At 36.1% G+C, this 26,295-nt stretch carries 24 protein-coding genes; 16 read left to right on the top strand and 8 right to left on the bottom strand.

The genetic code is table 11. The annotated features are described in order from the left end of the window. The first annotated feature begins 32 nt into the window (after positions 1–32). The 11 genes from DB891_RS04110 to DB891_RS04060 all read left to right on the top strand — a co-directional run bounded on the left by DB891_RS04110 (position 33) and on the right by DB891_RS04060 (position 8,159). Positions 33–599 (top strand): anthranilate synthase component II, encoded by a 567-nt coding sequence (locus tag DB891_RS04110; RefSeq protein ID WP_116760871.1) that lies wholly within the window; start codon positions 33–35, stop codon positions 597–599. 96 nt (positions 600–695) lie between these two features. Beyond that, the gene (locus tag DB891_RS04105; RefSeq protein ID WP_116760869.1) at positions 696–1,103 is read left to right on the top strand and encodes a GNAT family N-acetyltransferase; all 408 of its coding nucleotides are present in this window, start codon (positions 696–698) and stop codon (positions 1,101–1,103) included. A gap of 125 nt (positions 1,104–1,228) precedes the next feature. Then, complete coding sequence (gene trpD / locus DB891_RS04100) at positions 1,229–2,221, top strand: anthranilate phosphoribosyltransferase (RefSeq protein WP_116760867.1); 993 nt, start codon at positions 1,229–1,231, stop codon at positions 2,219–2,221. 68 nt (positions 2,222–2,289) lie between these two features. After that, positions 2,290–3,069, top strand: a complete 780-nt coding sequence (gene trpC, locus DB891_RS04095; protein WP_116760865.1) for an indole-3-glycerol phosphate synthase TrpC — start codon at positions 2,290–2,292, stop codon at positions 3,067–3,069. Between the two features lie 50 nt (positions 3,070–3,119). Continuing rightward, a complete protein-coding gene (locus DB891_RS04090; RefSeq protein ID WP_116760863.1) occupies positions 3,120–3,749 on the top strand; it encodes a phosphoribosylanthranilate isomerase in 630 nt (209 codons plus the stop codon). 15 nt (positions 3,750–3,764) lie between these two features. Then, positions 3,765–4,946 carry a tryptophan synthase subunit beta gene (gene trpB / locus DB891_RS04085; RefSeq protein ID WP_116760861.1) on the top strand — a complete coding sequence of 394 codons (1,182 nt, stop codon included), beginning with the start codon at positions 3,765–3,767 and terminating at the stop codon, positions 4,944–4,946. A 158-nt stretch (positions 4,947–5,104) separates the two neighbouring features. After that, positions 5,105–5,740 carry a LysE family translocator gene (locus tag DB891_RS04080; RefSeq protein WP_116760859.1) on the top strand — a complete coding sequence of 212 codons (636 nt, stop codon included), beginning with the start codon at positions 5,105–5,107 and terminating at the stop codon, positions 5,738–5,740. Between the two features lie 51 nt (positions 5,741–5,791). Further along, the gene (locus tag DB891_RS04075; RefSeq protein ID WP_116760857.1) at positions 5,792–6,112 is read left to right on the top strand and encodes a gamma-glutamylcyclotransferase family protein; all 321 of its coding nucleotides are present in this window, start codon (positions 5,792–5,794) and stop codon (positions 6,110–6,112) included. A 28-nt stretch (positions 6,113–6,140) separates the two neighbouring features. Then, positions 6,141–6,878, top strand: a complete 738-nt coding sequence (locus DB891_RS04070) for a carbon-nitrogen hydrolase family protein (RefSeq protein ID WP_116760855.1) — start codon at positions 6,141–6,143, stop codon at positions 6,876–6,878. A gap of 43 nt (positions 6,879–6,921) precedes the next feature. Further along, positions 6,922–7,683: a tryptophan synthase subunit alpha gene (gene trpA, locus DB891_RS04065; protein WP_116760853.1), complete on the top strand. Its 762-nt coding sequence runs from the start codon at positions 6,922–6,924 to the stop codon at positions 7,681–7,683. A 23-nt stretch (positions 7,684–7,706) separates the two neighbouring features. Further along, positions 7,707–8,159: a GNAT family N-acetyltransferase gene (locus tag DB891_RS04060; RefSeq protein ID WP_116760851.1), complete on the top strand. Its 453-nt coding sequence runs from the start codon at positions 7,707–7,709 to the stop codon at positions 8,157–8,159. 69 nt (positions 8,160–8,228) lie between these two features. Here DB891_RS04060 and DB891_RS04055 read toward each other — a convergent pair whose 3' ends face one another. Next, entirely contained in the window at positions 8,229–8,801 is a 573-nt protein-coding gene (locus DB891_RS04055) for a CDP-alcohol phosphatidyltransferase family protein (protein WP_116760849.1), read from the bottom strand. A gap of 253 nt (positions 8,802–9,054) precedes the next feature. Here DB891_RS04055 and DB891_RS04050 point away from each other — a divergent pair, with 253 nt between their 5' ends. From DB891_RS04050 to DB891_RS04035, 4 genes are read left to right on the top strand one after another with little or no spacing between them, the layout of a single operon-like run. Then, positions 9,055–9,681 carry a TetR/AcrR family transcriptional regulator gene (locus DB891_RS04050; RefSeq protein WP_116760847.1) on the top strand — a complete coding sequence of 209 codons (627 nt, stop codon included), beginning with the start codon at positions 9,055–9,057 and terminating at the stop codon, positions 9,679–9,681. Next, positions 9,671–10,990, top strand: a complete 1,320-nt coding sequence (locus DB891_RS04045; RefSeq protein WP_116760845.1) for a TolC family protein — start codon at positions 9,671–9,673, stop codon at positions 10,988–10,990. Before DB891_RS04050 ends, DB891_RS04045 begins: the two co-directional genes overlap by 11 nt. 12 nt (positions 10,991–11,002) lie before the next feature. After that, positions 11,003–12,082: an HlyD family secretion protein gene (locus DB891_RS04040; RefSeq protein WP_116760843.1), complete on the top strand. Its 1,080-nt coding sequence runs from the start codon at positions 11,003–11,005 to the stop codon at positions 12,080–12,082. A 57-nt stretch (positions 12,083–12,139) separates the two neighbouring features. Beyond that, entirely contained in the window at positions 12,140–13,723 is a 1,584-nt protein-coding gene (locus DB891_RS04035; protein WP_116760841.1) for a DHA2 family efflux MFS transporter permease subunit, read from the top strand. A 173-nt stretch (positions 13,724–13,896) separates the two neighbouring features. Here DB891_RS04035 and yaaA read toward each other — a convergent pair whose 3' ends face one another. Continuing rightward, positions 13,897–14,655: a peroxide stress protein YaaA gene (yaaA, locus tag DB891_RS04030; protein WP_116760895.1), complete on the bottom strand. Its 759-nt coding sequence runs from the start codon at positions 14,653–14,655 to the stop codon at positions 13,897–13,899. Positions 14,656–14,824: 169 nt separating this feature from the next. Between yaaA and DB891_RS04025 the strand changes: the two genes are divergently transcribed. Next, positions 14,825–15,340 carry a GNAT family N-acetyltransferase gene (locus DB891_RS04025; RefSeq protein WP_223256046.1) on the top strand — a complete coding sequence of 172 codons (516 nt, stop codon included), beginning with the start codon at positions 14,825–14,827 and terminating at the stop codon, positions 15,338–15,340. Positions 15,341–15,419: 79 nt separating this feature from the next. Here the strand turns inward: DB891_RS04025 and nagB are convergent, their stop codons facing one another. From nagB to DB891_RS03995, 6 genes are all read right to left on the bottom strand, one after another. Then, positions 15,420–17,357: a glucosamine-6-phosphate deaminase gene (gene nagB, locus DB891_RS04020; RefSeq protein ID WP_116760837.1), complete on the bottom strand. Its 1,938-nt coding sequence runs from the start codon at positions 17,355–17,357 to the stop codon at positions 15,420–15,422. 140 nt (positions 17,358–17,497) lie between these two features. After that, positions 17,498–18,415, bottom strand: a complete 918-nt coding sequence (locus DB891_RS04015; RefSeq protein WP_223256045.1) for a DMT family transporter — start codon at positions 18,413–18,415, stop codon at positions 17,498–17,500. 17 nt (positions 18,416–18,432) lie between these two features. Further along, entirely contained in the window at positions 18,433–19,548 is a 1,116-nt protein-coding gene (gene nagA / locus DB891_RS04010) for an N-acetylglucosamine-6-phosphate deacetylase (RefSeq protein WP_116760835.1), read from the bottom strand. Positions 19,549–19,621: 73 nt separating this feature from the next. Then, entirely contained in the window at positions 19,622–22,843 is a 3,222-nt protein-coding gene (locus DB891_RS04005) for a LamG-like jellyroll fold domain-containing protein (protein ID WP_116760833.1), read from the bottom strand. A gap of 56 nt (positions 22,844–22,899) precedes the next feature. Then, positions 22,900–24,087: an AGE family epimerase/isomerase gene (locus tag DB891_RS04000; RefSeq protein ID WP_116760891.1), complete on the bottom strand. Its 1,188-nt coding sequence runs from the start codon at positions 24,085–24,087 to the stop codon at positions 22,900–22,902. Between the two features lie 105 nt (positions 24,088–24,192). Continuing rightward, positions 24,193–26,295 carry a GDSL-type esterase/lipase family protein gene (locus DB891_RS03995; RefSeq protein ID WP_116760831.1) on the bottom strand — a complete coding sequence of 701 codons (2,103 nt, stop codon included), beginning with the start codon at positions 26,293–26,295 and terminating at the stop codon, positions 24,193–24,195.

Below are 26,295 nucleotides of genomic sequence, written 5' to 3'. Positions count from 1 at the left end.
AAACTTAAAACTTTTAAACAAAAATAAAAAAAATGAAAAAAATACTAGTCATAGACAATTACGATAGTTTCACTTACAATTTAGTGCATTATCTGGAAGATTTAGATTGCGAAGTAACCGTTTACAGAAACGATGAATTTGATATTGATGAAATCGCTATTTTCGATAAAATTCTACTTTCTCCTGGACCAGGTATTCCAGAAGAAGCAGGATTATTAAAAGAAGTCATCCGAAAATACGCTTCTACCAAAAGTATTTTTGGAGTGTGCCTCGGACAACAAGCCATTGGAGAAGTTTTTGGAGGAACACTATCTAACTTAGACAAAGTGTATCACGGTGTGTCTTCAATGGTAAAAAAGGTAGTTTCCGACGAACATTTATTCGATGGACTAGAAAACGAATTTGAAGTGGGTCGCTACCATTCATGGGTCGTCGATGCCAATTTACCGGATGTTTTGGAAGTAACCTCAATCGATGAAAACGGTCAGGTGATGTCGTTAAGACACAAAACATACGATGTGCGTGGCGTACAATTTCATCCCGAAAGTGTGTTGACACCCAATGGGAAAAAGATATTGGAAAACTGGGTAAAAAATTAGTGCTCAGTGTTCAGTCCCGACTCTTCGGGATTAGTGTTCAGTCCAAGTTTGCGGATAAAATTCGAATAAATAAAAAAACTTAGCATCAATTAAAAAATGGATATACAAATTTCAGAAACACGAGATATAGACCTTCAAGATATTTTAAATCTTTATAAAGCAAATAAATGGAGTTCTGCCGATAAACCAACACAATTGTATAATGGATTATTGAATTCCGAAACATTAATTACTGCTTGGGAAGATAAAAAATTGATTGGACTTGGAAATGCCATTTCTGACGGGCATTTAACCGTTTATTATCCGCATTTATTGGTACTACCTGAATATCATGGGAAAGGAATTGGAAAAATGATTTTTGACAAAATGCGGGAGAAATATCGAGATTTCCACATGCAAATGCTAACCGCAGATGGAAAATCAGTAGACTTTTATAAAAAAAATGGTTTTGAACGTGCTGGAAACACAGAACCAATGTGGATTTATCAAGGAAATGAACACTGAAAAAAGTAGGCAGTTTTCTGTCCCGATAGCTATCGGGATTAGTAGGCAGTCATAGTTTATGGTTACTTTGAAAAAAAATAAAAAAACTTTGCGCCTTAGTGCCTTAGCGGTTAAAAAGTAAAAAAATGAAAAACATATTAAATAGACTCATCAATCACGAAATGCTCTCGAAAGAAGAGGCCAAAAACGTATTGGTGAATATCTCTAACGGGAGTTACAACCCTAGCCAAATCTCGGCCTTTTTGACCGTGTATATGATGCGAAGCATTAGCATCGAAGAGTTGGCGGGTTTTAGGGAAGCACTTTTGGAATTATGCATTCGAGTAGATTTATCAGCCTACAATACTATCGACCTATGTGGTACAGGTGGCGACGGAAAAGACACTTTTAACATTTCTACTTTAGCCTCTTTTGTTACTGCAGGTGCTGGAATAAAAGTAGCTAAACACGGAAATTACGGTGTTTCGTCTATTTCAGGCTCCAGTAACGTGATGGAAAAGCTGGGAGTAAAATTCAGCAACGACAATGACTTTATCGAAAAATGTGTCGACAAAGCAGGAATTGCCATTTTACACGCTCCATTGTTTCACCCCGCCATGAAAAATGTAGGTCCAATCAGAAAAGAATTGGGCGTAAAAACATTCTTTAACATGTTGGGACCTATGGTAAATCCATCTTTCCCTCAAAACCAATTGATAGGGGTTTTCAATCTCGAATTGGCTCGAATGTATAGTTATTTATACCAAAATACCCCTGTCAATTTTACAATTTTACATTCCTTAGACGGTTATGACGAAGTGTCTCTAACGGGGCCAACCAAAATTATAACCAGTACTATGGAAGGGATCTTGAATCCTAGTGATTTTGGGGTTCGCCTTTTAGCGCAAAGCGAAATTGAAGGCGGAAAAACCATTGAAGAATCGGCAGAAATGTTCCTGAATATCATCTCCGGAAAAGGAAATGAGGCCCAAAACAACGTGGTTTGTGCCAATGCCGGAATAGCAATTGCAACGGTAACCAAATGCACGCCGCTCGAAGGCTTTGAATTGGCCAAAGAAAGTTTGCTTTCTGGGAAAGGGCTTTCGGCTTTGAAGACATTGCAAGAATTAAGTAAATAAAATAGAACACGAATTTCACAAATTAGCACGAATTATTTTTTTGTGGTTTTGTGACAAAATAATACAGAATGAACATACTAGATAAAATCATAGTTGACAAAAAAAGAGAAGTGGTTCTCAAGAAATCCATCATTCCTGTTTCGCAATTGGAAGCTTCGGTTTTCTTTGGGAAAGAAACCATTTCCTTAAGCCATAATTTAAAAAACAGTAACACTGGAATCATTGCAGAACACAAACGCCGTTCGCCTTCCAGATCCATAATCAACCAAAATTTCACTGTTGAAGAAGTTGTCAAAGGATACGAAAATGCTGGTGCTTGTGGTATTTCGGTTTTGACGGATGGGAAGTATTTCGGTGGTTCATTGGACGACTTACTTTTGGCAAGAGCCTCAGTGCACCTTCCGCTTTTGCGAAAAGAATTTATTGTAGATGAATACCAAATACTGGAAGCCAAAGCCCATGGAGCCGATTTGATTTTGCTTATCGCAGCCGTTTTAACAAGAGAGGAAATCAAATCGTTATCCGAATTTGCCCAAAGTTTGGGATTGGAAGTTTTGTTGGAAGTACATAATTTAGAGGAATTAGAAAAATCAATCATGCCTACACTAGATATGATTGGTGTCAACAATAGAAACCTAAAAACCTTTGAAGTAAGCTTGGATTTCAGCAAAGAATTAGCTTCAAAAATTCCTAATGAATTTGTAAAAGTTTCCGAAAGCGGGATAAGTTCCATTGAAGCCATCAACGAACTAAAGCCTTATGGATACAAAGGATTTTTGATTGGGGAAAACTTCATGAAAACCGATAATGCGGGCAAAGCAGCGAAGGAATTTATTGCTCAACTATAACCCAACCCTCCGAGGGTTCTAAACCCTCGGAGGGTTGAAAACAACACACTATGAAACTCAAAATCTGCGGCATGAAATACCCCAACAATATACTCGAAGTAGGCTCGCTCCTACCCGATTATATGGGATTTATATTTTGGGAGAAATCGGCTCGGTATTTTGATGGAGTCATGCCCGATTTACCAAAGTCAATTAAAAAAGTAGGGGTTTTCGTCAATGAAAGTATTCCTGTAATTGAAGAAAAAATAGCGAAGTACGATTTACAAGCCATTCAATTACACGGTCAGGAATCCGTTGCATTTTGTTCGGAATTAAAAACTAAAATTGACCCTTCGATTGAAATCTTCAAAGTGTTTTCGGCTGACGAAAATTTTGATTTTAGCATTTTAAAACCCTACGAATCCGTTTGTGATTATTTCCTTTTTGACACCAAAGGCAAATTACCAGGCGGGAACGGAACGACTTTCGACTGGAGAATATTAGAAAAGTACCCATCCACAAAACCGTTCTTCCTTAGCGGAGGAATTGGAATCGAGGAATTGGATTCCATAAAGGAAATTTCGAAAACTAATTTACCTCTTTATGCCATCGATATAAATAGCAAATTTGAAATAGAACCCGGATTAAAAAACACATCATTATGTACAGACGCGATTTATCGCGTCTCTACGGAAAACTAATAAAAAACAAAAATCATGTCATACAATGTCAACGAAAAAGGCTATTACGGCGAATTTGGAGGAGCCTACATTCCCGAAATGTTATACCCAAATGTAGAAGAATTACGCCAACAGTATTTAAAAATTACTGCCGAACCCGATTTTATCAAAGAATTTGATCAACTACTCAAAGATTATGTAGGTCGTCCAAGTCCTTTGTATTTTGCCAAAAGGCTATCTGAAAAATACGAAACTAAAATCTATCTAAAAAGAGAAGACCTCAACCATACTGGCGCGCACAAAATCAACAACACCATTGGTCAGATATTAGTGGCAAAAAAACTAGGCAAAAAACGCATCATTGCCGAAACTGGTGCGGGTCAGCACGGTGTGGCCACAGCAACCGTTTGCGCATTGATGGGACTGGAGTGCATCGTATATATGGGCGAAATCGACATCGAGCGTCAAGCGCCCAATGTAGCCCGTATGAAAATGCTTGGAGCCTCCGTGCGTCCAGCACTTTCTGGATCTCGAACCTTGAAGGACGCCACCAACGAAGCCATTCGTGATTGGATTAACAACCCTGTTGACACCCATTATATCATTGGTTCCGCCATAGGCCCACATCCTTATCCCGATATGGTAACCCGTTTTCAAAGCATCATTTCCGAAGAAATCAAATGGCAATTACAGGAAAAAGAAGGTCGTGAAAACCCTGATTTTGTAGTCGCCTGCATTGGAGGAGGAAGCAATGCCGCTGGAACATTTTATCATTTTTTAGACCAAGACCAAGTAGGCATCATAGCTGTCGAAGCCGCCGGAAAAGGGGTCAATAGCGGACACAGTGCTGCCACCAGCAAACTCGGGAAAGTGGGTATCATTCACGGTTGCAAAACCCTATTGATGCAAACACCTGATGGGCAAATAACCGAGCCATATTCCATTTCGGCTGGACTCGATTACCCAGGTGTAGGGCCAATGCACGCCCACTTGGCACAAACGGGTCGTGCCGAATTCTATTCCGTAACCGATGATGATGCGATGGAATCCGGTCTTGAATTATGCCAACTCGAAGGCATCATTCCAGCCATCGAATCCTCGCACGCATTGGCCGTTCTAAAAGAAAGAAAATTCAAACCAACCGATGTTGTAGTCATCTGCCTTTCGGGGCGTGGCGACAAGGATTTGAATACGTATATTGATTATTTCAAACTGTAGTTGGGCGTTACCACAAGGGTCGGGCTATTCGTTGCAATCTTTTTTACCTAGCAAAAAAAGCTAGGCAAAAAAGGATTTCCACTTCTATCCCTAACGCGCACTCTCGAAATAACAAAGAATCGAAAGGGAATTAAGAAGCTAATTAAAAACTAAAAAATATGACAGGAATTATTCATTATGAGACCTTTATCTTAACTGGAATTCTTTTGAATATCACTCCAGGTAATGATACTATTTTTATAATAAGCAGAAGTATGGCTCAAGGAAAAAAAGCAGGATTTATGTCTGTATTGGGTATTGCAACAGGATCCCTGATACATACAACTCTTGCTGCTTTTGGTCTTTCAATGATTATTGCCAAATCCATATTGGTTTTTAGCATTATTAAATATGCCGGTGCAGCCTACTTATTATATATTGGCTACCAAATGCTAACAGATAAAACGAGCCTCAATACCGATGTTTCATTTGCGGAAAAAACAATAAACCTGAAAAAGATTTATAGAGATGGCGTAATAACCAATGTACTAAACCCAAAAGTAGCCTTGTTTTTTATTTCGTTTCTTCCACAGTTTATTGACTCTAGTGTTTCAAATACCGTTTTACCGTTCTTAAAACTTGGAATAACATTTACCATAACTGGAACAATATGGTGTCTAATTTTGGCAAACTTTGCTTCATTCCTTTTTTCAAAATTGAAGCACAATAAAACGCTTTCCAATTATATTAACAAAACGTGTGGAGCAGTTTTGATAGCACTTGGAATAAAAGTGGCTTTATCAGGAAAAAACTAGAAAAAGATTATTTTAAATTAAGTGCAATTAACATTTCCAAAATTAGAATCTATGCAAAAATTATTTACTTACGGCACCCTGCAAAATGAGGACATACAAGAAAACCTTTTTGGACGTATTCTTCAAGGAACTCCCGAAACATTAATTGGTTATAAGTTAAATAAAATTCAAATCGAAGAAGAATTTGGATTAGTACACTACCCGATTATAACTGAAACGCAAAATCCAGAAGATACCATTAGCGGCATTGTTTATCAAATCACGTCAAACGATCTTCATCAAACGGATCTGTACGAAGGATTGCATTACAAAAGGGTTGAAGTGCATTTGCAATCCAATGAAAAGGTATGGGCTTATAGCACCAGAGTTTAATAATTAGTATTCTAAATAAAGAAAAAAAATGATTTTAGCTGCCGCTCAAACCAAACCGAAGCGTGGAGATATCGATGCCAATCTATTGGATCATTATCGTCTTGTGAAATTAGCTTCCGCCAATGGTGCCCAATTAATCGTGTTTCCAGAGCTGTCGATTACTGGTTATGAAAGAGAAGATGCCGCTCGATTGGCTTTTAATGAAAATGATACTCGATTGAATCATTTAAAAAAATTAGCCACCGAATATAATATTACCATAATCGCAGGAGCTCCAATACGCATAGAATCAGACTTGCTTTTGGGCGAATTTTGTATTGCCCCAAACGATACTGTTTCCCTATACACCAAACAATTTCTTCATACTGGAGAAGAGGTTTACTATCAATCTTCTTTCGATTACAATCCCATAATCGAAATAGAAAACGAAAGAATTTCTTGTGCTATTTGTGCCGATATTGATCATCCAAAACATCCAGAAAATGCATGTAAAAACAATAGTTCAACTTATATAGCCAGTATTTTCTTTTCGCCAAACGGGATTCCACAAGCGCATCAATCCTTACAAAGTTATGCTTCCCAATACCAAATGAATGTGCTGATGGCTAATTTTGGAGGAGACTCTTACGGAAGTCCATCAGGCGGTCTCTCTGCTTTTTGGAATAACAAGGGAGAATTGATTGCTCAAATGGGAGATTCGGGTTCTGGATTATTGCTCGTAGAAAAGCAAGATAATGATTGGACCAGTAAAATACTAAATGATTAAAGTATTTCAAAAACATAAAAAGACATTATAAAAAACATATAAAATGAACCGAATAAATCAAAAATTACAAGAAGACAAAAAAATACTTTCCATCTATTTTTCAGCTGGATATCCCAACTTAAATGACACCGTGCAAATCATTCAGGATTTAGAAAAAAGCGGTGTCGATATGATCGAAATTGGGCTGCCTTTTAGTGATCCCTTGGCCGATGGACCAACTATTCAAGCCAGTTCGACCCAAGCTTTGCATAACGGAATGACAACACAAATCTTGTTTGACCAGTTGAAAGACATTCGCCAAAGCGTAACCATTCCGTTGGTGATTATGGGGTATTTCAACCCGATGTTGCAATACGGAGTAGAGAATTTTTGCAAAAAATGTGCCGAAATTGGAATCGATGGTCTAATCATTCCCGATCTTCCCGTAGATGTATATGCGGAACAATACAAAGCCACTTTCGACAAATACGGATTAATCAATATTTTCTTGATTACACCTCAAACTTCAGAAGAACGCATTCGTTTTATTGACAGTGTTTCAGATGGATTTATCTATATGGTGAGTTCGGCGAGTGTCACTGGTTCACAATCTGGTTTTGGAAACACACAAGAAACGTATTTCAAACGCATTGCCGACATGAATCTGAAAAATCCTCAAGTCGTTGGTTTTGGAATTAATAATGCCGAAACCTTCAATCAAGCGACTCAGTTTGCCAAAGGAGCCATTATTGGAAGTGCTTTTATCACGCATTTGACAGCCAATGGAATTGGGAAAATTGGAGAGTTTGTGAAAGCGATTCGATAGTTTAACTTTACAAGTAAAACGACATGACAACAACAATAAGAACAACCTCCGAAAACATAGATTTTCAGAAACTTGTCGTTTTACTCGATGAAGTTTTGAGAATAAAAGATGGCGAAGATCATGATTTCTATGCTCAGCATAACACACTTGATAAAATCAATCACGTTGTCATTTGTTATCAGGATGATGTTGCGATTGGTTGTGGTGCTTTCAAGAAATTGGATTCGAATACGGTTGAAATAAAAAGAATGTTTGTTCATCCAGATTTTCGAGGGAAAGGAATTGCCAGTACAGTTCTGAAAGAATTGGAAATATGGGCAAGCGAGTTCGATTATATAAACTGCGTTTTAGAAACTGGGAAAAACAATCCCGAAGCCATAGCATTGTATCACAAATCGGGTTATGAAATAATACCAAATTATGGTCAATATGAAACTATTGCAACTAGTGTTTGTTTGAAAAAAGTCATTCGATAAATTACAAAAAATGAACCCAGCTTTCATATGAATCGTTTCTGCGAAACTTCATTTTGGTTGGGTTTGATTTTATTTTTCTCTTTTCAAAACCCAAAATAATCCCTTTACATTTGCTTCCCATTTCGGAAGTAACGCTACCAGTATAATTTCTTCTAGGAGTTCGATGCCTGTAACAACAGCAGCTAAATAAAATAAAAAACACAAAGGTTCCGGTAAAAGAAAAATCAAAATAAAAAATAATCCCTGCAATATGGCAGCCGATTTGGCAAGGTAAGTATGAAAACTTGAGATTTTCTTGTAACGAACCAACGCAAATGTAGTTTGAACAACAAAAAGTGAAAAGAGAATAATAAAAATCATAAACTCCTTACGAACAAATTCGGATTCAAAAACGAACAAACCTATTATAGCGGCAAACACCGTTAGATCATCGCCAATAGAATCGAGACGAGCCCCTATAATACTGACAACTTTGTATTTTCTGGCGAGATATCCATCAATCAAGTCCGTAAAAAAACTAAGTGGAAGTAGCCATTTGAATATATCAAATTGCTTTGTAAAAATTAAAACCAATAATATCGGTGCAGCAATAATGCGATACAAAGTAATTCCATTAACAATATAATGACTCCGTTTATACATGCATTATTTTTTTAGCAATCAATTAGTAAACAAATATAAAAAAAGGCATTCAATCAATATCCTACAATTGCTTAAATTTCAATCATTTACAAATTAAAATTTGTTTTTATATTTTAAGACTTTGGAAATCAAAAACTCTCTTTAAAAAATAAATGAGCATATTACCAATTGTTAAAGAAAAGTTAAAATAAAATTAAACAATCGTTTAATTTAAACAGTTGTTTAATTTCGCTTCGAATTAAAAAACGCAGCATTGAAAACTGACTTTAACGACAAGCAAATTCAAATTCTACAGGTAGCCGAAGCGCTATTTGCAGAAAAAGGTTTTGATGGCACTTCGATAAGAGACATTGCCAAAGAAGCCAAAATAAATATCGCCATGATATCCTATTATTTTGGGTCTAAAGAACAATTATTAGAATCCCTTATTGTGTACCGTGCCTCAGATATTAAATTACAATTGGATAATTTAATTCTGGAAGATTTGAATCCTATTGAAAAAATAAATAAGCTTATTGCCCTTTATATCAGTAGAATCAATAGCAATAGATGTATTTACAAAATTTTACACTTCGAATTTTCTTCTAAAAAAAGAGATCTTAACCTTGAAGCATTTACAGAATTAAAAAAGGGGAATCTAAAATCGTTAGAAACTATTATTAAAGAAGGTCAAGAAAAAGGAATTTTCAAAAAAGACATTATTGTTCCGCTAATCACACCAACCATTCTTGGGACTTATTTTCATTTTCATATGAATAGACCTTTTTACGAAAATCTATTACACTTGAATACCGAAGAAAAATACAATACCTACATAAAAACAACTTTAACAATGCACATTCAACAAACCATTAAAGCCCTCTTGACATATGAAAGTTAGTTATTTAATGCTCTTTGGAGGTTTCCTTATTGGGATTTCGTCCATAAATGCCCAAGAGAAAACCAATTTAAAGCTCGAAGAAGCGATAAATCTGGCTTGGACAAAAAGCAATGAGGTTTCATTGGCCAATACCAAAGTAGAAACCAAAAAGCAAGAATTACAATCGGTTAAGAACAACCAATATCCTGATTTTAAAATTACGGGACAATATCTTCATTTAACAGAAGCAAGTATTGATTTAGAAATTAATACAGGTTCAAAAACGCTACCCGTACCGGATCAACTATTGATCGGACAAGCCAATTTGAAAATGCCTGTTTTTGCTGGAATGAAAATTCAAAACGGTATAAAGCTTCAGGATAATTTGTTTCAAGCCGAAAACGCAATGGCTTCTAAAACCAAGGAAGATGTGGCCATGAGAGTGATAAACTATTATGCCAATTTGTACAAAGCGCAAAGAACCGTTGAACTATTAAAGGAAAATCAAAAAAGTGCCCAACAACGTGTAACTGATTTTACAGCTTTGGAAAAAAACGGAATTATTCCGCGAAATGATTTATTGAAATCTCAGCTTCAAGCTTCTAAAATTCAGTTGTCACTTGATGAAGCCATGAACAATGAAACAATAATCAATTACTATCTGGTTACGTTGTTGAAATTACCAACAGAAACAAAACTAGTGGTAAATGAAAGCGATTTAATTGGTTTTCCAAAGAATGCTCTCCCTACTGATGAACAACCCGCATTTCAAAACCGTAAAGATTTAGAAGCGCTACACTATCAAGAAAAAGCGACCCAAGACAATATTAACATGGCTAAAGGCGATTACTACCCAAATATTGCTTTGGTAGGTGGATATGCCGCATTAAACCTAAACAATATTATAACATTACAAAACGCAATGTTTTTTGGTGTGGGTTTATCATATGATATCAGTGGTATTTTAAAAAATGGTACTCACGTAAAAATTGCCGAAAGCAAAGCACTCGAAGTAAAAAACTCGGAAGAACTATTAAAAGACAATATCAGAATCCAAGTGCAACAAGCGATTACCAACTATGATTTGGCACAAAAACAAAATGTCGTTTACAACCAAGCTGTTGAACAAGCTACCGAAAATTACCGAATTGTAAAAGACAAATACGACAACGGCCTTTCGGACACCAACGATTTACTGGAAGCCGATGTGGAGCAACTGAAATCAAAAATAAGCGAAACCATTGCTAAAGTAGATGTTATTCAAAAATACTACGAATTACTTTCGGCTACTGGACAACTATCACAAACCTTCAACATTTCAAAAATATAACCACTACCAAACATGGAAAAGAAAAAAACAAACGCAAAATTCATTATAATCCTATTGGTTTTGATCCTTGCAGGAGGAACTTACGGAATCTCAAAATACATACATTCACAAGCACACGAAGAAACGGATGATGCTCAAATAGAAAAAAACATGAACCCAATAATCCCAAGAGTTTCGGGATATATTAGCAAAGTATATGTCAAAGACAATGACTTTGTAAAAAAAGGAGACACCTTATTTACTATTGACAAAAGAGATTACCAATTGAAAATAGAAGAAGCAAATGCAGCTTTTATAGGTGCCGAAGGTGGGTATGCTGTAGCCAAAGAAGATATTGGAAGTGCCCTTGCCAGCATTGCAGTTTCGGATGCCAATGTACAAACGGCAGGCGGAAATATTGAAACCGCAAAAATTAGGTTGGGAAGAGCGAATAGTGATTATGTTCGTTACGAAAATTTATACAAAAATCATTCGATTACCAAACAACAATACGAACAAGCATTAGCTACCAAACAAGAAGCGGAAAGCCAAGTACGCATTTTGCAACAACAACAAAAAGCAAGTGCTTTTCAAAAATCAGTAATTGAAGCAAAATCAAGAGTTTCTAACAAACAAACAGAAGTAGCTGCTGCCAATATTAAAAAAGCAAAAGCATTACTTGAGGCAGCTCAATTAAATTTGACTTACACTGTAGTAACTGCGGCTATTGACGGTCAGGTTTCAAAAATAGACATTCAACCGGGACAATTGGTTCAACAAGGACAATCTTTATTTTATATCATCAACAACAATGAAGCTTGGGTGGTGGCTAATTTTAAAGAAACGCAATTGAACAAAATGGTTATTGGACAAAAAGTAACGGTAAAAGTTGACGCTTATCCTGACTATGATTTTCAAGGAACTATTACTTCATTCTCTCCAGCAACTGGATCTCGTTTTTCATTGCTTCCGCCAGACAATGCAACTGGAAATTTTGTAAAAACCATTCAGAGATTACCGGTAAAAATAAGTTTGAATGCCTCAAACGACCCTGAAAAAATAAAATTGCTTCGCCCAGGTATGAACGCTGATGTAGATGTTCATTTAAAATAATACGTTTTAGAACAAACGTATTTAAAAAAACAAACCATTACAATATATAAATCCAAAATGGTACAAAACGAAGAGGACGATTTAATAGAATACGGCTATAGAAGAATCATCATTACAATTACGTGCGTGCTTTGTGCAATGCTTGAAATTGTTGATACTACAATTGTAAATGTAGCCTTAAATAATATGAGAGGTAGTCTTGGTGCTACTTTAACAGACGTGGCTTGGGTAATTACAGCTTATGCAATAGCAAATGTAATTGTGATCCCTATGACGAGTTGGTTGTCACAACAATTTGGTCGTCGCAATTATTTTGCAACATCCATTGTCATTTTTACATTAGCTTCTTTTTTGTGTGGAAATGCCACCAATATATGGGAACTCGTTGCTTTTCGATTCATTCAAGGGTTGGGAGGAGGAGCCTTATTAGTGACTGCACAAACCATTATTACAGAAAGTTATCCTGTTGCCAAAAGAGGAATGGCTCAAGCAATTTACGGAATGGGAGTTATTGTTGGGCCTACTTTAGGTCCACCTTTAGGAGGATATATAGTAGATCATTTTTCATGGCCTTTTATATTTTACATCAACATTCCATTGGGAATAATTGCTACTTTTCTAACCATAGCATTTGTTAAAAGTCCAAAATATGGAACTAAACTAAAAGCCAATCAAGTGGATTGGTGGGGAATTATTTTCTTATCCTCTTTTATTGGATCCTTACAATTTGTTTTAGAACATGGCCAACAAGATGATTGGTTCAATAATGGATGGATTGTGATTTTAAGTACCGTTTCTATTTTTGGATTACTATTATTTATTTGGAGAGAATTAACATATGAGCATCCAATTGTAAATCTAAAAGTTTTTAAAGATAATAATCTAAAAATTGGAACCATTATGTGTTTTATTCTTGGATTTGGATTGTATGGTTCTACATTTATCATCCCTATTTATACCCAATCGGTATTGGGATGGAGTGCTACAGATGCTGGCTTATTGTTGATACCAAGTTCAATAACCACTGGAATTATGATGCCGTTTATTGGTAAAATGATTCAGAGAGGAATTCCACAAGCCTATATGGTAGCTTTAGGATTTTTCATGTTTTTCCTATTTACCTTTTTAATGCGTGGTGTTCTTACACCAGATACCGGAGTAGAGCATATGTTTTGGCCATTAATACTTAGAGGTGTTGGTTTAGGATTATTATTTGTACCGATTACCACTTTATCATTATCGACTCTAAAAGGAAAACACATTGGTGAAGGTGCTGCCTTTACAGGAATGATGAGACAATTGGGAGGTTCTTTTGGTATTGCTATTATAACCACATACCTTTCGAGATTCAATCAAGAACATCGTGTAAATCTAATTTCACATCTTGACAAAACATCATTTGAAGTACAACAAACAGTACAAAAACTGCAAATGGGATTTATGTCCAAAGGATATTCTGCCAATGAAGCTTTAGCAAAAGCTTATAAAGTTTTAGAATATAAAGTTATGACACAAAGTTCTGTCTTGTCTTTTATGGATATTTTTATGTATCTCGGATTATTATTTTTATTTTGTATCCCTTTTATTCTTTTGATAAAAAAAGGAAAAAACAAAATTAATCCAGCAGATGCAATGCATTAGAGATTTTAGATTTTAGATTTTAGATTTTAGATTTTTTTAAAAGGCGACACATTAAATAGTAAACAAACAGCTCCGAATTTCACTTATTAATTTAGTAAAATTCGGAGCTGTTTTTTATATAAAATGAGCCATACTATATTGAAAAACATCTTTTGACTTTCGACTTTTTCGTTCTATCTCGTGAAAACCAAATTATTCTCTTTGGATAAATTGGCATCAAATTGATAGCCATCATAATTGAAACCCTTTAAATCCTCAATGGTTTGAGCGTTGGTGTCGATTATATATCGCACCATCAATCCCCTAGCCTTCTTAGCAAAAAAACTAATAATCTTTAATTTTCCATCTTTATAATCTTTGAAATCAGGAGTAATTACAGGCACTTTCAAAGCTTTGACATCCACAGCCGAAAAATATTCATTGCTCGCCAAATTGATAAACAACTCATCCTTGTGAAGTTCTTTGTTTAATGCATTGGTTAGGTTTTTTTTCCAAAACTCATATAAATTTTTGCTTTCGCCAATGGGTAATTTCGTTCCCATTTCAAGTCGATAAGGCTGCATTAAATCTAAGGGTTTTAAATACCCATACAAACCCGATAAAATTCTCAAACGATCTTGAAGTTGATCTAATTTATCTATTGGAATCGAATATGCATCGAGTCCTGTATAAACATCCCCATCAAAAGCAAAAATAGCAGGTCTTGCATTCTCAGGAGTAAAAGGAGTTTTCCAATCTTGATTGCGTTGCCAGTTCAAATCGGCCAATTTATCCGAAATATGCATCAATTCAGACAAGGCTTTAGGAGTTTGCTCTTTTAAAACTTTATGAACTTGTCTGGATTCTTTTAGAAAAGAGGATTCACTATATTGAGTTGTGGGTAATTCTTTTTCGAAATTTAATGATTTGGCAGGAGATAAAACAATTTTCATATATAGAGGAGCTTTCGGATTCATTTTCTTAGTAATTTCAAAAGTACAAATTGAAATCTAAAATAGAGAAACTCTGAATTGAATTGTTTAATACAATCATAGATTTTTAAAATGATGGCGATTAAATTTTTCGTAATTTTGAATTTATAAAGAAATACATCTTATCATAATGATTGAAATCAAAAAAGCCACAATAGAAGATCTAAATACTATTATATCCTTAGGCAAACAGACATATACAGAAACTTTTGCTATAAACAACACGTCCGAGAACAACGAAAAATACCTCAAAGAAAATTTCAACTCTGACCAATTAAGTGCCGAAATTAACAATCCTAATTCCTTATTTTATTTGGCGTATTATGAAAACCAACCCATTGGTTTTTTAAAAACAAATCAGAGTGATGCTCAAACTGAAATTTTTAAAGAACAAACCTTAGAAATTCATCGCATTTATGTTATGAAAGCTTTTCATGGAAAAAAAATTGGCCAAATACTTTTAGAAAAAGCAATTGAAATTGCCAAACAACTTAAAGTTGATTACATATGGTTAGGCGTTTGGGAAAACAACCATAATGCATTAGGCTTTTATGCTAAAAATGGTTTTGTGACTTTTGACAGCCATGTTTTCATTTTAGGCGATGATCAACAAACCGATTTATTGATGAAACTTGAAATTAATTAAAATAGTTTCAATTCAATATACTATTCAAAAAAAAAAACCAATCGCATACTTCTACACGATTGGTTTAAACTTATATTTATTAATACTCAAAACGTTTAAAAGCTTCAATGGCTTCATATTCTGCAAGCCCTAAGTCATCGTATAATTTTGCTGTATTTTTATTTCTATCTTCCGCTCTAACCCAAAATTCTCTGGAGTCATTTCCTTGAAACATTACTCTGTCTTTTTGAGATTGATGACATAAAATAGCTTGTCTTTTTGTCAAAACTTCGTCTGGACTTAAAGGAACTGCCATGTCTATATCATGAATATCCCATTCGTGCCAAGCACCTCTATACAACCATAACCAACAATCGTTCATGTAAGGTTCCGGTTTTAATTCCTTCATGGCTGCAAAAATAGCATTTAAACATACTTCATGTGTTCCGTGTGGATCAGCAAGATCTCCAGCTGCAAATACTTGATGTGGCTGTATTTTAGTAATAATATCTTTTACGATTGCAATATCTGCAGAACCTAATGGTTTTTTTTGAACCAATCCTGTTTCGTAAAACGGTAAATCAAGAAAATGCACATTTTCATCTTTCAATCCAATATATCGTACTCCAGCAAAAGATTCTCTTCTTCGAATTAAACCTTTCAATTTACGCACCTCCAAAGAGTCCATTTGGCCTTGAGTCTTGGCATTTATGGTATCAATAACCGATTGAAAATTAATTCCCGGTAGATTATCTCCGACAAAATCATTACATACTTCGGCAAATTTTAGAGCCTCATCATCAGTAACGGCAATATTTCCTGAAGTTTGATACACCACATGCACATCATGTCCCTGCTTGATTAATTTAGCAAAAGTTCCTCCCATAGAAATCACGTCATCATCCGGGTGTGGACTAAAAAGGATAACCCTTTTCTTAGTAGGTGTGGAGCGTTCTGGCCTATTGCTATCATCCGTTTTTGGCTTTCCTCCAGGCCAACCTGTAATGGTATGCTGCAAGACATTGAACATATTGATATTCAAATCGTACGATGAACTTCCGGCAGCCAATAAATCCGACATACCGTTATTATTGTAATCTCTATCGGTTAATTTAAGAATCGATTGATTTGTTTTTTGGCATAGCCAAACAATAGCTTTGTTTTTTAATTGTTCAGTCCAGATACATTCTCCAACCAACCAAGGAGTTTCTAATCGTGTTAATTCTGATGCAGCACCTTCGTCTAAAACAAAAGTGGTGTTGTTATGATTTTGTAAAAAAGTGGCTGGAACCTCAGAACTAATTTCACCTTGAATGGTTCTTTTTATAATAGACGCCTTGTTTTGTCCCCAAGCCATCAATACAATTCTTTTGGACCTAAGGATTGTAGAAACGCCCATGGTAACCGCTCTTTTGGGAACGTTTGCAATACCATTAAAATCTCCCGAAGCATCTACTTTGGTAATATGGTCCAAAGTAATAATACGGGTTCCTGAGTTGATATGCGAACCTGGCTCATTAAATCCTACGTGTCCCGTACGGCCAATTCCCAACAATTGAAAATCTAGTCCACCGGCATTTTTAATTTTCAGTTCATAATCGACACAAAACTGGTTTAAATCTTCAATAGCAACTGTACCATCTGGTATATTGACATTCTCGGGTTTGATATCAACATGATTAAAAAGGTGCTGGTGCATGAAGTAATGGTAGCTTTGGTTACTTTCCTTTGGCATTGGATAATACTCATCTAGGTTGAAAGTCACCACATTTGCAAAACTCAAGCTGTCTTCTTTGTGCATACGAACCAATTCCTGATACACTTTTATAGGAGAAGAACCTGTTGCCAATCCTAGTGCACAAGGTTTGTTTTTGGCTTGTTTAGAACGAATTAAATCGGCAATTTCTTGAGCAACGATTAGTGAAGCATCAGTTGAGTTTTTAAAAATTTCGTTATGATTTTTTTCGAAACGGGTTTCTTCAAATTGACCAGCTGTTTTATAACTGATATCTCTTTTTAATTCAAATGTACTTTCCATTTTATTATTTCCTTTAAAAAATTAAATTATTAGCTAGACATGGGGCTTCCCTTTTGATAAAGACCTCATATCGTTTATTCTCCTTCATTAAAATTATTGAGCACTTTGTTATTTTTTAGTAAAAAAATTAAACTTTAAATTCAGATTTTACTTTTCTTTTGAACGATGTATAATCCACAAATAACAAAAGCAACACCAAAAACAGTATAGAACGAAATGGGTTCTTTCATCATAAAATGGGCAATTATAAATCCAAATATTGGACATAAAAAAAGCCAATACGACGCTTTTATTGGGTTGTTTTTTAATAGAAACAGCCAAAACTGTACTGCGCCTATTGAAACGGGAATTGCCAACCAACATACGGAAGTCCAAAAAGAAATATCAAAAATATTTTTATCCGATCGATACGTCGCCCATAAAACCGGAGACAAAAAAGCACCTCCAAAAATAGTCTGCCATCCATTGATTGTCAAAATATTTAACCCATTCCAATTCACGCGAGAATAATAAATGGTACCCAATGAATACCCAACCATACTCACCAATAAAATGAGTATCCCGAAAGGAGTCGCATAACTGTTTTGCAAAAGTGGATAGGCTGCCAAAATCACTCCCATAAAACACAAAACCAAACTCAAAATGTTTTTGAACTTGATTCTATGAGAAAACCAAAAGGCTGACATCATAGCAATAAAAACAGGATTGGTAGCCACCGCCAAGCTCCCTAAACCGGCAGAGACTTGCTGCATGGCAATTACATATAACCCGAGGTAAAATGTAATATTTAGAAATCCGTAAATACCTATTTGTATCCATTCACGTTTTGCAGGCATCCGATTTTGCAACACTATATGGGTAACGAATAACATAATTACTCCCGCGATAAGAAATCTAAAAATCGAAATCACAAAAGGCTGAGCAGATGTCAGTCCAATCTTGGTAGCTGTTGAAGCGGAGGACCACAAAAAAGCGAATGCTATCCCCACAATAACAAGCTTCCACTCTTTAAACTTACTTGTACTTATCAATCCTAATTCTTTAGTTCTTTCGCTCAAAATTTTCTTTCTCTTTATTAATAAATTAATGACTCAACTTTCGAGAAATCATCATTAAAACGAACAAAACTGGCCGAATATCCTGGTTTTATTTTACCCAATGTGTCTTCCATTTTAATCGCACTTGCTACACGACAAGTTGCCATTTTTATAGCCTCATCTATAGTTACATTCAAATGTTCATAGGCATTGCGAACGGCTTCTTCCATAGAGATACTGGCTCCAGCTAAATTACCTTCTTCATTTCTATAAAAACCATTTTCTAGATGGGCATCAAAATTTTCCCATTTAAAATTGGATACTTTACGCCCCAAAAACGCAGCATCACTAATTAAAAAGAATTTATCTTTCTTTAATTTATAAGCCAATCTTGCAGCAGCATAATCACAATGTGCACCATCTAAAATTATAGGAGCATAAACGTCCTCGTTTTCAAAAGTAGCGCCTACCAAACCTGGTTCACGATGCCCAAACTGAGTCATCGCATTAAATAAGTGAGTCACCAAATGTATTCCTTTAGAAAAATAATATTGCGCTTCTTTGTAAGTCATTGTTGAATGTCCTGCCGAAATAATAATACCACTTTCTAATAGCATATCCAGTTGTTCCTCCGTAAAACATTCTGGAGCAATGGTAATAACTTTTATAACCTCTTTACCATAACGGATAATCTCTTCTAACTCCGAATTGGTAGACTTTCGAACCTGATCCAAACTATGTGCACCTCGCTTCAAAGGGTTTAAAAATGGCCCTTCCAAGTGCATCCCCAATACTCCGTTATTGTATTTTGACCGATAGTCTCTAATTGCTTCAATCCCTTGTAGGATCGTTTCCTTTGATGATGATATTAAACAAGGAAGCGTATGGGTTGTCCCGTATTTTAAACTGGATTCATAGATATCCTGAATGGTTTCCTCTGTAGGATACTGACTGAAATAATGCTTTTCTCCTCCATTGATTTGAATGTCAATAAATCCCGCCGAAAGATGACTTCCTTTCAGATCAATAACTTCAATGTCCTTAGGAATTTCTTTTTGAATGGAAATAATCACACCCTTTTCGATAATGACAAGACTGTTATTCAGTATTTCATCACCGGTATGAATAATTGCATTTACAATTGCTTGTTTCATTTTCTAAAATTACATTTTATTTTACTTAGCTTTAAAAAAAGCCCTCTATTATGTCGAGGGCTCTCTTAATACCTTACTTTTTAATTATTTTTTGAGAAACTATCCCATTGTTGTCACTCACCTGTAGAATATAAATTCCACTCACTAGACTACCCATAGAAAGTGTCGTTTGTCTTTCATTATTCTTAAGCGACACATTGCTTACTAATTGCCCAAGTAAACTAAATAATTTAACCTCGACATTCCCATTTGCATTATCAATGGCAACTCTTACTATATCAGTTGTTGGATTGGGTTCTATTGTAACATTAAACTTCAAATCAGTATTTAGATTTGAGTCTATCGCTTTCTTTGATGTCAACTTAGCAGAAGTACCTTCATTTGGAATAAATGTATCTGCCCCATTGGTCAACCAATTCAAACTGAAACGTACAAAATACATTTGATACGTTGAGTTTTCTCCATTTTCATAATAAATCCCCATGGTTCCGTCAGGTAAAACCGTTATACTTGAATAGGCAGAAGCTCCTGAGAATATGGTTTTACGAACGGGCCAAGAAGCGCCTTCATCAGTACTCATTAAAACAGAAACGTTAGTTCTATTTCCTGCAAAAGGAATAGTGTGCAACAATCTATTTTTATCATATCCATCTAATGTAGAAGTATATCGAATAAAGTCGCCATCACAATTGGGATCAGTCAAATCGGCTTGATTGTATGCCGTCCCCCAAGTTAGTCCTTTATCGGTAGAAACATTAAATCTTCGGGTTCCTGAATTTCGAATACTCATCATCAGATTCCCATTGTTCAATTCTACAATTTTAGCTTCGTCTCCACCAGTTTCTGCTCTCCCTGTTGAAGGTGTCCAAGTGATACCTCCATCAGTACTAGACATCATATAATTGTTTATTCCACCGCTTGTTTCTCTAACAACAAGTGCAGCTACAATAGTCCCATCGCGTAATTGATGCGCTCTTCCTGCACCTATAAATACCCCTAACCAATTTTGAGTAATTGGATTACTGCATCCTGCACCATAAATTTGATTGGTAATATCTACTGGAGCTCCCCAAGTGATTCCGTTATCGGTGCTTCTACAGTATTGTATTTTAATTGGTGCCGTTGCTGTTGAGGCAAAGAAACCTTTTTCGGCAACAAATAAGCATATCAAATTCCCAGTCGCTTTATCCATAACCAATGCTGCATCTCCAGCACCGTTTGGCCCTCCGAAATTCGCAATGGTTAAAGGAGCTGACCATGTTTTTCCGTTATCAATACTACGACGCACCACAGGATCAATTTTGGCAGCTAAATCTCCTGCATGATTCCATCTTTTATCTGTTACCGTTACCAATGAACCATCGGCAGCAGTAATGATTGCCGGAATACGATAGTTTAAAGATCCAGCATCACCAGGAGTAAATAAAAGAGTATTCCCTAATAAAACAACTCTATTACCGGTAACAGAACTTGCAACCGAATTATAAGTAACCGAATTGGCTATAATGGATTCGCAAGTAGCATCCAGTAAATTTCCTTCGGTAGCACCAGCAGCTACATCATAGGTAATCCAAAAATAATTATCACCAGAAACTAGAGCTTGGCTACCATTAACAGTTAAATTACCCGTTGCAGGAGCTATACTCCCATATAAAGTCGCTGTAGCAAGATTAAAAACGGCCGTATTTCCGCTAGAGTAGATTTTTATATTGGTAACATCAGCTATAGTAGTAGTTCCTGTCATAGTAAATTTCAAGGCACTTACCGACAGTGGAGGGAGTGAACCATTAGCAGAGACTTTTACCGCAACTATACGCTGGTCTTTATCTCCCATACCTGTTGGTAATTCGGTTTGCACCAATGCTACTGAATTAATTTGCATGGTATTCGTTTGGGCAATTACCGTAGCACCTCCATTTAATGTCCCTGGGTGGTTGTGTCCCGAAATATCTGGAACGGTAGTCCCACTTATATTTTCAAAATCCCATGCTGCCAAAAGAGTAGCTTCATTCCCAATAACAATTGCGGTTTTATCACTCAAAACTTCGGTAGCAGTCATTGCTTTATTCCAAAAACGAATATCGTCTAATTGAGCATTCATAAAAGAAGACAAACTACTTAAAGTTCCAAAAAACAGATTTCCAGTGTTCGAAACTGTATTTGTTCCTCCAATATTGGCAGTAGTTTTAGTTTGTTGCAAAGTACCATCAACATATATTTTACAACTTGTGGTCGCTACATCTATGACCATCGCCAGATGATGCCAAACATTGTTTGAAATAGAAGACGTTCCGTAAGGAGGTCCTGCAGCTCCTGCACTTGTGGTTAAATTAACTCCAAACTGACCTCCGCCAGCAGAAGAATTATTGATAAACTCATACCCTACCCCTGACCCACCAGGTCTTTTACTCATAATGCGCTTGGAAAAATCTGCTGTTTTTATGCGACAAGTAACCGTTAAACTTTGTCCAGCGGCCAGATTAAAATCGGCATGATTGACAACCGACATATAATCATTAACTCCATCCAAAGCCAATACCATCGGGTATGCATTTGATGTAGTTGGTGATCCAAATAAGGTTCCTGGGTGATTATTCCCTGAAACATCGGGAACCGTTGTACCGCTTATATTTTCAAAATCCCAAGCTCCCAAAAGATTCGCAGTAGGTCCCGTAATTACAGTAACCATATCGGCTTGTAATTCAGTTGCCGTCATGGCTTTACTCCAAATACGAACATTATCAATTTGACCTGCCCATTTGTAACTATTGGTTCCATCGGAGGTGGCGCCAACAATAAAATTTAAAGCATTAGAAAAATCAGACGTAGTTGAGGTAAACGTTTTTCCCGTATTAACCAAAACACCGTCTAAGTAACCATATAAAGTTCGAGTACTCGATGCATCCAATACCAAAGCCACATGATGCCAAGTAGCATCAGCTATAGAAGAAGTTGAATACCCTGCCGTACTAATATTATTTGGAGTACCTGTTCCATTCATATTCAAAGCAAACTTACCCGCATTGGACCCGCTTCCTGTCCAAAATTCGTATCCATTTCCAACAGTACCTGCTCTTTTGGCAAAAATTCTTGGAGTTCCAGTATTAGTGGTGGTTTTTACCCAACAGCTGACTGTTTTGTTTTGGCTTGCGCCAAAATCAAGATCAGGATGGTCGGTCACCGACATATACGTATTGACCCCATCTAAGTTTAAAACCTTCCCGCTTTGCGCGTTAAGATTCAAACAAAAAACAAAACAAAAAAGCAAACAAAACTGGTGTAATAATTTCTTCATAATCTGTGGTTTTAGTTAATAGTGAAATTTAATTATACTCTTTTGTCATTTTAAAACTATACGTTTTTCAAATGCTCATTTAATATCTGAAGACAGTACCATTCTTGGCGAGGCAAATGAAAGGGTCCTTTGTACATATTCCCTTTGGCTGTTTGTGCTATACTCCCGTCTCTATGTAGATAGCCAAACCATTCCCCATTCTCATCATCATGGAATTTTTCATAAGCGTAATCGTGAACCATTTTGTGCCACTTGGCATATTTTTCGTCCCCCGTCATGGTATAAGCCAGTAGTGTTGCAATAATTACCTCGTTATGTGGCCACCAAAACTTCATGTCTTGCCAATATTCTTGAACGGGTTTATCGTACACATCTCGGTAATATAAAATACCCCCATGTTCTTTGTCCCAACCGCGTTCCCACATATAATCTAACATTTTACAGCCCAGAGCAATTAAGTGAGGATCATTATTTCTATATTTTGCTTCATGCAAAATAAACCATGCTCCTTCAATAGCATGACCTGGATTCAAGGTGCGACCATCAATATGATCTATTATAGATCCATCTGGCGCTACTTGCTCCATCACACATTTGATATCGTCTTTTACAAAATCATGTTCTATCTCGGCAATCCATTTATTTATCCATTCATCACAGCGTGGATCACCAATATTTTCTCTTAATTGTTGAGCTGTATTCATCATTATCATAGGAACTCCAATCCCTTTTGAAGGTCGGGTTGAAGTAAACTTAGGTTCTAATAAACCAGGAACTGTCGAATATTCGATACACTTCCCGAATAGAAAACGGGCTTTTTCAGCGGCAGCTTCATCTCCACTTGCTTTTGCGTAAGCAGACATTGCGATTACAGCAAAAGTTTCAGAAAAATAATAGCGCCTTTTACGAATCGGCAACCCATCACGAGTGACATGAAAAAACATTTGTCCATCAACATCAAAGCAATGTTTATTCAAAAAATCAATTCCTGACTTTGATCCCTCAAGCCATTCTTGTTTGGGTTCAACCGTATTGTAAAGTGTAGCCAATAACCAAGCTGCACGTCCCTGAATCCAAACGGCTTTATCATCGTCGATTAAACTTCCGTCTTGATCACGCATTAATAAATAACCTCCATATTCGGTATCTATTGAACGGGGAAACCAAAAAGGTACCGTATCATTTAACAATTGATTTTGATAAAATTCCTGTAAGTTTTGAAGATCTGTATTTGAATAGCTCATTTTATTTTGAATTTTTGGGATATAAGAAATAGCTGGCATCAATTACTCTATTTACCCGGTCATTATTTTTTTTATATCTTTATTTGTCTTTCTTAGACATACTTATTATTTTTTTAAAGGCTCTACTTCCAATCTAAAAGTAGAACTCGGCAATCCCGCTTCATTTACCAAATTGGCCACTGTAAATGGCTTCCAAGCATATAAAACACTTATAATTTTTTCTCCTTTTGGAATACTAATGACCACTTGATTATTTACAATTTTAGCCTCAGACTCCATGTGTTGCCCTTTATCAGTTACTAATTCAAAACCAAATACTGCTTTTTTATCCGAGGTAGTTAATTGTTTCGCTGACGCAAAAGAAATCCAAATGGTCTCTTTTTTTTGTTCCGCTTTTAATGCAAATGGTCCCTTAGCTACAATTGATTTTTTATAAGTAAAGTGCAATGCCAAACGAGCGAGTCGGTCGGCAACTTCTTTTTTATGTATAGGATGCACATTTTTTTCGTCTCCATAATCCATACTTATAGCCATACCGCTATTTGGAATATGGCTTTGCAATCTATTTTGCATCTCCCGAAACTCAGGCCATGTTGGTCGATCGGTGCTTGATAATTGAACATAATAAAAAGGGAAATCAGTTCCCCAAGATTTACGCCAGCTTTGAACCATAACAGGCAAAAGATACTCGTATAGACTTACATTGTGCGCATTACTTTCTCCTTGATACCAAAGAACACCTTTGATTGGAAATTGAGTAAAGGAATCGATTCCCGCTTCATAATTATAAGATGGACCGTAGGGATGGCGTTGCTTGGGATTGCTAGTATTTTTTAAATTTATATCAGCACGCTCTCGAACCCAAGGCATAATAAAATCTGATTTGCGCCAATTGGTTAATATATCCACTACTTTGTCATCGTGTTCTAATGTGTATCTGTCAATCCAAGACTCAATGGGTGAGCCACCAACTGCAACTTGTATCAAACCAATAGGTACATTTTCTTCGTGAACGATATTTTGACCAAAATAAAAAGCAATTGCCGAGAAGTCTCTTGCCGATGTTGAATCACAAACAGACCAACTTCCCGAGAAAAATTTTAATTGATTGGTTTTAGCTAAAGTGACAGAATCCCATGCCATATCATCCGTTTCTTGGATAGCTTTCCAATTCAATAATCGAAGTTTCGAATTGGCAATTGCCTTTTTAACTTCGGCCATTCCATTTTCAGATTTTTGGAGTGGAAAAGCCATATTCGATTGTCCCGAACAGAACCAAACATCTCCAACTAAAATATTTTTTAAGACAATGCTTTTTCCTTTAGATTGAACTGTCATTTGATACGGTCCACCAGGAGCCATAGCGGGGAAAGTAACTTTCCATTTTCCGTGCTCATCAGTAGTTACATTTTGCTTTTGTTGATTAAAAAAGACCTCAACGTTCTCACCTCCATTAGCAGTTCCGTAAACTACAATTGGTTTATGACGTTGTATTACCATATTATCAGTGAAAACAGAAGCTAAAATAAGCCCGCCAAAATCTTTTGTAATATTCCCATAAGCGATTTGTGCCAAAAAAGCCCCCCCTTCTTTGACAGGATGTAATGCATCTGGGAATAGATCTGGACGGGCATATAATTTTTCATGAAAGTCAATTAGCCCAACCTGATTTGCTTTTGCAATTCGTTCGATATGGGATTGTATTTCCCAATACCAATCTCTGGTTCCTGATTTAAAGCGAGGATGCTCATTAAAAATTGGGGTCATTCGACAAATAAATAATTTCAAATTTGGATTTTGTTTCCGTAGAGTATCCAATAACCAAGCATAGTCGGCATCAAAATCTTCTTTATAATTGGGCCAATTCCTAGGATCTGTATCATTCAGACCTAAGTGAATAATAGCTATATCGGGTCTAAAAGAAATAGCATCAGCACATTCTTTAGTTTTATAATAGGGTTTATGCCCTTTTTTTAAAAGGGTTGCTCCACTATATCCGAAGTTTTTTACTTCATAGTTATTCCCCAACATTAATTGCAATTGAGAAGGATAGGATTCCGTTACAGGGCTTGCCAAAAGATAGCCTGCAGTTACAGAATCGCCTATACAAGCTACTTTTATCAAAGGAGTTTGTGCAGGCAATCTATTCTGTAATAGTAGCGCAACAGTAAATAGCAATAGTGTACTATATCGTTTAAAACTCTTCAT

This window comes from Flavobacterium laiguense (genome assembly GCF_003097655.1).
Classification (GTDB): domain Bacteria; phylum Bacteroidota; class Bacteroidia; order Flavobacteriales; family Flavobacteriaceae; genus Flavobacterium; species Flavobacterium laiguense.
The sequence above is the reverse complement of the archived record's forward strand: the minus strand, read 5'-3'. Positions and strand labels throughout refer to the sequence as shown.

Excerpts from the sequence above, each read along its gene's own strand:
- trpC (WP_116760865.1), top strand. The coding sequence starts at position 2,290 with ATGAACATACTAGATAAAATCATAGTTGACAAAAAAAGAGAAGTGGTT.
- DB891_RS04040 (WP_116760843.1), top strand. The coding sequence starts at position 11,003 with ATGGAAAAGAAAAAAACAAACGCAAAATTCATTATAATCCTATTGGTT.
- DB891_RS04025 (WP_223256046.1), top strand. The coding sequence starts at position 14,825 with ATGATTGAAATCAAAAAAGCCACAATAGAAGATCTAAATACTATTATA.
- trpA (WP_116760853.1), top strand. The coding sequence starts at position 6,922 with ATGAACCGAATAAATCAAAAATTACAAGAAGACAAAAAAATACTTTCC.
- DB891_RS04075 (WP_116760857.1), top strand. The coding sequence starts at position 5,792 with ATGCAAAAATTATTTACTTACGGCACCCTGCAAAATGAGGACATACAA.
- DB891_RS04035 (WP_116760841.1), top strand. The coding sequence starts at position 12,140 with ATGGTACAAAACGAAGAGGACGATTTAATAGAATACGGCTATAGAAGA.
- DB891_RS04110 (WP_116760871.1), top strand. The coding sequence starts at position 33 with ATGAAAAAAATACTAGTCATAGACAATTACGATAGTTTCACTTACAAT.
- DB891_RS04000 (WP_116760891.1), bottom strand. The coding sequence starts at position 24,087 with ATGAGCTATTCAAATACAGATCTTCAAAACTTACAGGAATTTTATCAA.
- DB891_RS04105 (WP_116760869.1), top strand. The coding sequence starts at position 696 with ATGGATATACAAATTTCAGAAACACGAGATATAGACCTTCAAGATATT.
- DB891_RS04070 (WP_116760855.1), top strand. The coding sequence starts at position 6,141 with ATGATTTTAGCTGCCGCTCAAACCAAACCGAAGCGTGGAGATATCGAT.
- DB891_RS04090 (WP_116760863.1), top strand. The coding sequence starts at position 3,120 with ATGAAACTCAAAATCTGCGGCATGAAATACCCCAACAATATACTCGAA.
- DB891_RS04045 (WP_116760845.1), top strand. The coding sequence starts at position 9,671 with ATGAAAGTTAGTTATTTAATGCTCTTTGGAGGTTTCCTTATTGGGATT.
- trpB (WP_116760861.1), top strand. The coding sequence starts at position 3,765 with ATGTCATACAATGTCAACGAAAAAGGCTATTACGGCGAATTTGGAGGA.
- DB891_RS04005 (WP_116760833.1), bottom strand. The coding sequence starts at position 22,843 with ATGAAGAAATTATTACACCAGTTTTGTTTGCTTTTTTGTTTTGTTTTT.
- DB891_RS04055 (WP_116760849.1), bottom strand. The coding sequence starts at position 8,801 with ATGTATAAACGGAGTCATTATATTGTTAATGGAATTACTTTGTATCGC.
- nagB (WP_116760837.1), bottom strand. The coding sequence starts at position 17,357 with ATGGAAAGTACATTTGAATTAAAAAGAGATATCAGTTATAAAACAGCT.
- DB891_RS04080 (WP_116760859.1), top strand. The coding sequence starts at position 5,105 with ATGACAGGAATTATTCATTATGAGACCTTTATCTTAACTGGAATTCTT.
- yaaA (WP_116760895.1), bottom strand. The coding sequence starts at position 14,655 with ATGAAAATTGTTTTATCTCCTGCCAAATCATTAAATTTCGAAAAAGAA.
- trpD (WP_116760867.1), top strand. The coding sequence starts at position 1,229 with ATGAAAAACATATTAAATAGACTCATCAATCACGAAATGCTCTCGAAA.
- DB891_RS03995 (WP_116760831.1), bottom strand. The coding sequence starts at position 26,295 with ATGAAGAGTTTTAAACGATATAGTACACTATTGCTATTTACTGTTGCG.
- nagA (WP_116760835.1), bottom strand. The coding sequence starts at position 19,548 with ATGAAACAAGCAATTGTAAATGCAATTATTCATACCGGTGATGAAATA.
- DB891_RS04060 (WP_116760851.1), top strand. The coding sequence starts at position 7,707 with ATGACAACAACAATAAGAACAACCTCCGAAAACATAGATTTTCAGAAA.